This window comes from Spiroplasma sp. ChiS, assembly GCF_002968355.1.
In the GTDB taxonomy this organism is placed as follows: Bacteria; Bacillota_I; Bacilli_A; order Mycoplasmatales; family Mycoplasmataceae; genus Spiroplasma; species Spiroplasma citri.
Genome location: NZ_PUUH01000294.1, coordinates 1 through 7,106, shown reverse-complemented (window position 1 = coordinate 7,106; position 7,106 = coordinate 1). Strand labels below are relative to the sequence as shown.

The window sequence follows — 7,106 nt, the reverse complement described above, 5'->3', positions numbered from 1 at the left end:
TCATAATTTACACTTTTAACATTAACTAACTTTAATAATTTTTCAATATTAAAGTATTCAATAATATTGTTTAAAGTAATATCAATTTTATTTTTTAATATAACATCTAATAAAATTAATAAGTAATGTTTTGCCTTATCTCTATAATAAGGTTCGGTAAAATCAAACAACGACATTATCTTATCTGTCAACACAACACTATCTTTTGTCGCAAAAGGGTTGTATTCAGTTGACCCGCCAATTTCTCAAATAAAAGCGTTAGGGTCTAGTTGTTTAACTTTATTAATTAAATCAATATCCCCCTTACCATCAATAATAATTGTGGTTTGTTTAAATATTTGAGTTAATTGTTTTACTAAAAACATTAATGTTGTTGTTTTACCGCTTCCCGTTGTTCCAACCAATAAAGTATGTTGAGTTAAATTATTTTTTGGAATACCATACTTATTATTCAGAGCAAGCATTTTTAACTGTAATGTTTTAAATTCTTTATCACTTGCTTTGTTTCTTTTTTGTTGTTTTATTTTTGGACTATCCATATTATCTATTTTATGATACACATAAAATCATAAGAAAAACAAAAAACCAATAATAAACAACAAAAGTGAAATTAACCAACTATATTTATCAGCATAAGCAATATGAAAGTTTTTAAAATCTAGTGTATGATATTTTAAAAACATAATAATAATCGCCGAAGCACAATTTATTAAGCACAACAGAATAAACGGAATTACCAAAATAAAAATAAATCAATAAATAATTTTATTTCTAATATTTTTATCTCGCCAATTTATAGTCTTTTTTCACATTTGAAATAACTCCTTTCAATAAAAAAATGTCGTTTGTGCTGCATTGAAAAATATTTTAATGAATAATATATATTAACTCAATACAACAAAAACGATTTTATTTATTTAATGATTGTTGATGTTTATTAACTCAATCAACAATCTTTTTAAATTCACCTTGATATAGATTAATTAAAATTTGCCCTTGTCAAATTTCACTTTTTAAATGTCGGTTGCTGTCAGCGTCATATATTCATATTGTATATTCATCATCGGCTTTGATACCAACCGCAAACATTTTGCCGTTACGCGAACCATGAACACATTTTTTACTAATTCACACCGACAAACCTTTATGTTTGGGGATAGAAAATAAAACTGCTTTCTCGGTTTCGCGTTTTAGTTTTCTTCGTGCCATAATATTAACTGTTACTCATTCGTTTTGTTTTTGTTCCATAATTTATGTTTCCTTTCCTAGGTTATTAATGTCTTCTTGGGTACCGATTGCTTTGATTTCTTCGCTTGTGGCGATAACTTGCAAAATATACCGCTTATCATTAATATTAAATAAGCACAACCCTTTTTTAGGTGTTAAAATAACATTTTTCTCATGGGCATTTATCATATTGTTATCAGTCAATAATTCAGTATAGTTTTGCAAACCGATTGAATTTAAATGATGGATAAATTGATAAGTACACTGTTCAATTATTCCCCGTGCTTGGCGTTTAACATTTTCGCCATGTTGGGTAAAGTCGCCTATGCTTTGCGTTAAAATATATAATATTCCGTTAAATTTTCGGCAAGTTTTAGACAAAGTAAATAAATAATTAAGGGCAAGCAAATTATCTTGGTTAATTAATAAGTGTGCCTCATCAACCGCAATACAAACTCAACTTTGTTGTTCGGGTGGTAAGTTTAAGTTATCTTCCTTATTCTTTTTCATAACACGGTCAAGCAACGCTAACAACAAATACATTTGGGCGTTAGCAATTGTTTTTGATTTTGCCATATTGTAAATATCAAAAACAATCAAGTCGCTTTTAATTTCTAAGGTACTAACACCATTAAACAAGGTACCGTCTGCTCCCTTGGTTAGTTTTCACAACATTTTTTCCAACAAAGTATCTTGTTCTTTTTGATATACCAAGTTATATAAATCAGTTAAAATTGGATAATCTTTTCGAGATAATTTTTTTAAATTTGTATCAGCAGTAATTTTAAAGTTTTTATATAATTGAATAATATATTCTTGCAATTTAGCAAGGTCTATATTATTTAAATCACTATACAAATTTTTAAACCATTGTTCTAACAACGAAATATGTTCAGCAAAATTATTGGTAAAGATTTCTAAGGGGTTTATCTTTGCCTTTGGGTTATTACCAAATTCAATAATTTCGCCACCGTGGTATTTGGCAAAACTACCATATTCGCGTTGTGGGTCAATAATATAAATTTTTGTATTATTACAATATAATCAGTTAAGTTGTTTTTTAACATTAAAAGTTTTTCCAAATCCCATCTGACCAACAATAAAAGCATTATGACTTGCTCTTATTGATGACTTGGTTTTTATATCAAATATGATTGGTTGTATTTGCTCATTTTCACCCATTATTAACCCCTTGGGGTCATTTAACGGTTTACTTGGAAATGGTCAAGAACAAGCAAGAGTAATGGTTGCCATTTCTTGCTCAATGTTTTTTAATTTATCATTATTGTTAAATAACAAACATTTATAAGTTGAAAATTGGCGAAATGTCAAATCATTAACAGTAAAACGATTTCTTATCATTTCATTTTTTAAATTTGAAACAACTTGGTCTAATTCTTTTTTACTATCAGCAAAGCAAGTAAAAATAATTGAAACCATTTTCAAGGTTTCACCCCCAACTTGAATAAGTTGTAATAACTCATTAAAGTTTTGTAAGTATAAATTATATTCAATATCTTCACTTGCTTTTTTAGTTTCTTGGTCTTGTGCTCTTCGTATTGCACGGTCAAGCAACTTAAACGCTATCATATTGTCTAAATGGCGAACACGAAGCGAAATATTGACATTTTCTATTTCGCTAAAATTACTTAACCACATATCATTAACAGTAAGAGGAAATTGGTTAACAGTAAGATAACTAACAAATTTATTATTATCCAGTTGCAAATATTTTGCAGTTTCTTTAATTTTTGTTGGGGTTATTGAAATTGCTGAATTTGTTGGTATGATTTTTTTATCAACAATTTTCTTAATTTCTTCGCTTGTTGGCAAAGTCAAAGAAAGATGTTGATTATATGATAACAACGATAATTCAAGTTTTTTATCGTTGTTATTTGTAAAAACAATTAAATAATAATTTTGTTCGAGTTTTAAATCTTGGTTTTCCAAGTATTCAGACATAGACAAAAAATTATTTAATTGGTGCTTTTGTGAATTTTTTAAACTATCTTGCTTTAAGGTCTGTGTAAGATAGTTTTTATTTTTGTCAAAATTCAATTTGCTATCAATTTTGATAATTTCAAAATCAAAATTTAATCCACGCAAATAATTAGAAAAATCATAAATCGGTGTATTGCGTTCTTCTTGTGTTGACAATGTTAAATCAACAGCATTTATTTTATATATAAGTGCTTGTTTTTTGTTAAAAACAATACTATTTTTATTAATATCAGCAAAAGTATTATTAGCATTTTCTATTTTATGATTTTTATTTTTAAATAAGAACGCAATAGCAACAAAAATTACATAGTATAATTTTTCACCGTTTTTATTGGGAGAAATTAAAAAGATTGTTAAAATAGCAACAATAACAGTTGTAATAACCCCCGCCAGCAAGGATAATTTTGCAAGCAAAGTCAAAGATAAAGTTATCAAAACCACTGCGGCAAAAATAATAAAAAGTTCTTGTCAACCAATACCACCAAGAGCATTGGAAACAGTAAATCTGACTTTACTTGCTTTTTTAGTGATTATTTTTGTGTTATTTTCCATTGTTTTTGTCTCCTTTTTCTTTCTTTGTTGTTTTAGTGTTTTCTTGTTGTAAAACACTGTCTTTATTTGTTTTCTGTTTTCGTTGTTCTTTGAATGTTTGATAATCACTTATATTTGTCATAACTTTATCTTTCGTTTTCATTGCTTGACCCGCAAAGGCACTGGCAACACCCCCCGTATTAGGGTTAAAACCACCAAACAAAGTCCCCGCTGCCGCATCTTTAAATGGGGTACCGCCTTTCATTGCACTACTTATCCCTTGGGTTAAACCAATTGGTTTACCAACTACATTACGAGCGGCAAATTTCCCCGATTTTCACGCGAATTTACCGCCAATTTTAGCAAGGTTAGTTGCCATTCCAAAGGACATCAGATTACCGATACTATCGCTCATCGCTGTATTACCACCAATTAAACTTGTTATAATTTGTGGTGATTTTGCAACGGCAAACCCAAAGGCAAAGATACCAAGTAAAATAAAGATTGGTTGCGATAAAGAGTTCGGCATAAAGGTTGCCACTTGTCCTAACACGGCGATACTAATAATAAATATGTTATAAGTTATAAACATAAAGGCATAACTTATAAATCGCCCTATAACCATATCTTTTCAATTCCGAAATTGTTGTCCTTGGTCAGCAACACTCATCACAACGACAACCGGCGAATAACACAATAAGATAAACAATTCAATTACCCGCCAAAATAAAAACAAGCAAACAGTAAACATAATATAAACCATAAAACACTCCGAGACCAAACAAATAATATAACTAAAAGACCCACTATCATCAAAAGTCCACGACACAGGAATATAATCAAACTGATGAACACCATTCATAAAACTACTATTAAAAATTGACAAAGCAATATTATTTGTATCAATCGGAGCATTTTGCAAAAACAATTTAACAATCATAGTCATAATTGTATTTGCCATAATAAACAATGTTGGTATTAAAGGAATGGCAATAATGATAATCAGAATATTTGTAATCGCCGCTTTTATTTCGTGGCGGCGATTATTATACATTCACGCTATCGCTTTTGTGCCAATAATGACAATTAACATCGCACTTGCAATGCCAAACAGCAACCAATATATCGTGTTAATATTATTCATACTAAATAATTGTTCGCTTAACGCTCCCCCACCAATAAAGTAGACGACATCTTGCATTCCACCTAGCAACCAAACAATCGGCTTGATAAAAATAAGATACAAAATAGCACAAAAACTATTTATCGCTCAACCAATAATGTTCCCCATTATGTTTGACCCGCCGGTTATTTCTACTGTTTCAACATTTAAAGTATTAGAGAAAAATGTTTGAATGTTAGTTGATGTTGCGGTATTTGGCAAAAACCACAATATCGCAGATAATATAGCAATCACAATACAACCAATCATTAATAAGGGTATCATTGCGATTGCCAATATTGTAAATATTTTTTTAAAATAATAGGCAATAAATTGCTCTAACCCTTGTTTTAAAATTGGTTTTTTTGATTTTATAACCGTTAAATTATCTTTTTTGCGTTTTTGAAACAACATAATTACATCCCCTAACTTGTGATTGGTGCAATAGTATCTTTAAACGCCAAGACAATCGCACTAGCAAGAATAACAATTAACAAACAAATTAATACTCACATTACTTTTTTAATTGTTTCTTTGCGGTTACTACTATCAGCATTGAATTTACCCCCAATCGCATAAACACCAATCATAATAATTGCTGATACAACTGCAATAGCAATTAATATTGGCAAAGCAATCCCTAAAATTTTGTTAAGTAAATCATTTACCCCGCTTGTTGCTAACAAAGTCATCATTATTCATCACCCCCTTTGTTATTATTTTGTGCTTCATTTTCTCGTTTTCTTACTTTTTCCACAAACTTTTTATGACCTTTAACTTTAATTTTTGGTAAAAAATATTTATCAAAGACAAATCTTTTAAAGAACAAATATGCAAGACCAAGACCGGCCAACACACCAACAACAACACCAATAATTCACAATTTACTATCGCCATTTTTCTTATTGTCGGGTGTCTTGCTGTCTTTGATTTGCAAAGTAAAACTGTCTGCTGTGGCATTATTGTATTTAACAGTAATGTTTACTTTGTCATTTGGTTTAAAATCACTTTGGTTTAAAACAAACGCAATTCTATTTGTATCATAATTGTTGGTATTTACCTTATCAATTTTGATATCACTTGGAATTTGGGTTTTTAACTGCTCGACAACTTGCTCAGTTGTCAATGGTTCGGTTGCTGTCAGTTTACCATTGGTTTTAAATCAGTCYGCAACAGCAATTGCAAATTGACTATCACTTGCTAGTTGTTGTCAATTTTTACTATCTGCAAAAAGATTGTTTAATTGACTAGCACTATACCCACGGATATTGTCGTGTCCATTTGCTTTCGCTCAGATTTCAAATTGTTTGCCATTATTCGTATTTCAATATTCTTTGATATCTTTTTTATTTTCGTTTATTTGTAAATAAACATTTTCGGTATGACCTAGGTTGTCAGATAGTTCAACAACATATTTACCATTTGTTGTTGCTAACTGCGACCCATCAAGTTTTATCCCGTTTGTTGGGTCAATATTGCTTGATTGTGATGTTTTATTTCATTTGTCATCACAACCATAGACAACGCCAGTTATCACACTGCTTGGTGTTGGTTTAACCATTGTGATAATACTTTCACTACTTGCATAGTAAAAAGTGTTAACGGGGTTTATGATATTACTGTCGTCAATTTGACCAAGATAATCTTTCACTACCGTTGCGGTTGATGATGTTGCTGTTACATCAATCTTTAAGTCAACTATCGTTGCTGAAACAACATTATAAGTTATATCAACCGAACCCGCATAACTTTTACTATCTTTTTTCGCGGTTAAAGTTGCAGAATGATTATCTTTTTTGGTTATTTCAATTTGCGAAAAATCATCAATAACATTGTGGTTTTTTTGATTAACGGCTGAAAAAATAGTGTTATCATTGTTATTGATAATATTACCTAAATCAGTCGTTTTAATTAACTCACTTAAATTTTCTTGCTTACTTGGTGTTGGTGGGTCAATTTTCGCTTGCATTGAGACCGTAATTTCACTCGTATATTGTTTACCATCCAAAGTAAACATTACTTGTAAATTATGGTCGCGGGCTGTCGTTTCGGGTTTAACATTTATTTTTCATTGTTTGCTTGTTTGTGGTTGTTGGACATTATCAAAAATAACTTTATCAATGTTGGGGTTGGCAATATCAATGTTTAACTCCCCATCAACACTAAGCAAGTCGGGGCGAGTCCA

General features: G+C 30.1%; 6 protein-coding genes. All 6 read right to left on the bottom strand.

The window, feature by feature from the left end:
- The coding region (locus C6B38_RS07855) for a type IV secretion system DNA-binding domain-containing protein (protein WP_146693363.1) at positions 1-812 on the bottom strand (812 nt) is incomplete at its 3' end.
- A gap of 97 nt (positions 813-909) precedes the next feature.
- Positions 910-1,248 (bottom strand): hypothetical protein, encoded by a 339-nt coding sequence (locus tag C6B38_RS07850; protein ID WP_105299213.1) that lies wholly within the window; start codon positions 1,246-1,248, stop codon positions 910-912.
- Between the two features lie 3 nt (positions 1,249-1,251).
- Positions 1,252-3,780 (bottom strand): Mbov_0397 family ICE element conjugal transfer ATPase, encoded by a 2,529-nt coding sequence (locus C6B38_RS07845; RefSeq protein ID WP_105299212.1) that lies wholly within the window; start codon positions 3,778-3,780, stop codon positions 1,252-1,254.
- On the bottom strand, positions 3,770-5,335 hold the full coding sequence (locus tag C6B38_RS07840) for an Mbov_0396 family ICE element transmembrane protein (RefSeq protein ID WP_105299211.1): 1,566 nt from the start codon (positions 5,333-5,335) through the stop codon (positions 3,770-3,772). The genes C6B38_RS07845 and C6B38_RS07840 overlap by 11 nt, the downstream gene beginning before the upstream one ends.
- Before the next feature lie 11 nt (positions 5,336-5,346).
- The gene (locus tag C6B38_RS07835; protein ID WP_105299210.1) at positions 5,347-5,616 is read right to left on the bottom strand and encodes an Mbov_0395 family pilin-like conjugal transfer protein; all 270 of its coding nucleotides are present in this window, start codon (positions 5,614-5,616) and stop codon (positions 5,347-5,349) included.
- A partial coding sequence (locus tag C6B38_RS10395) for an adhesin (RefSeq protein ID WP_105299209.1) occupies positions 5,616-7,106 on the bottom strand: 1,491 nt, incomplete at its 5' end. The genes C6B38_RS10395 and C6B38_RS07835, both read right to left, overlap by 1 nt.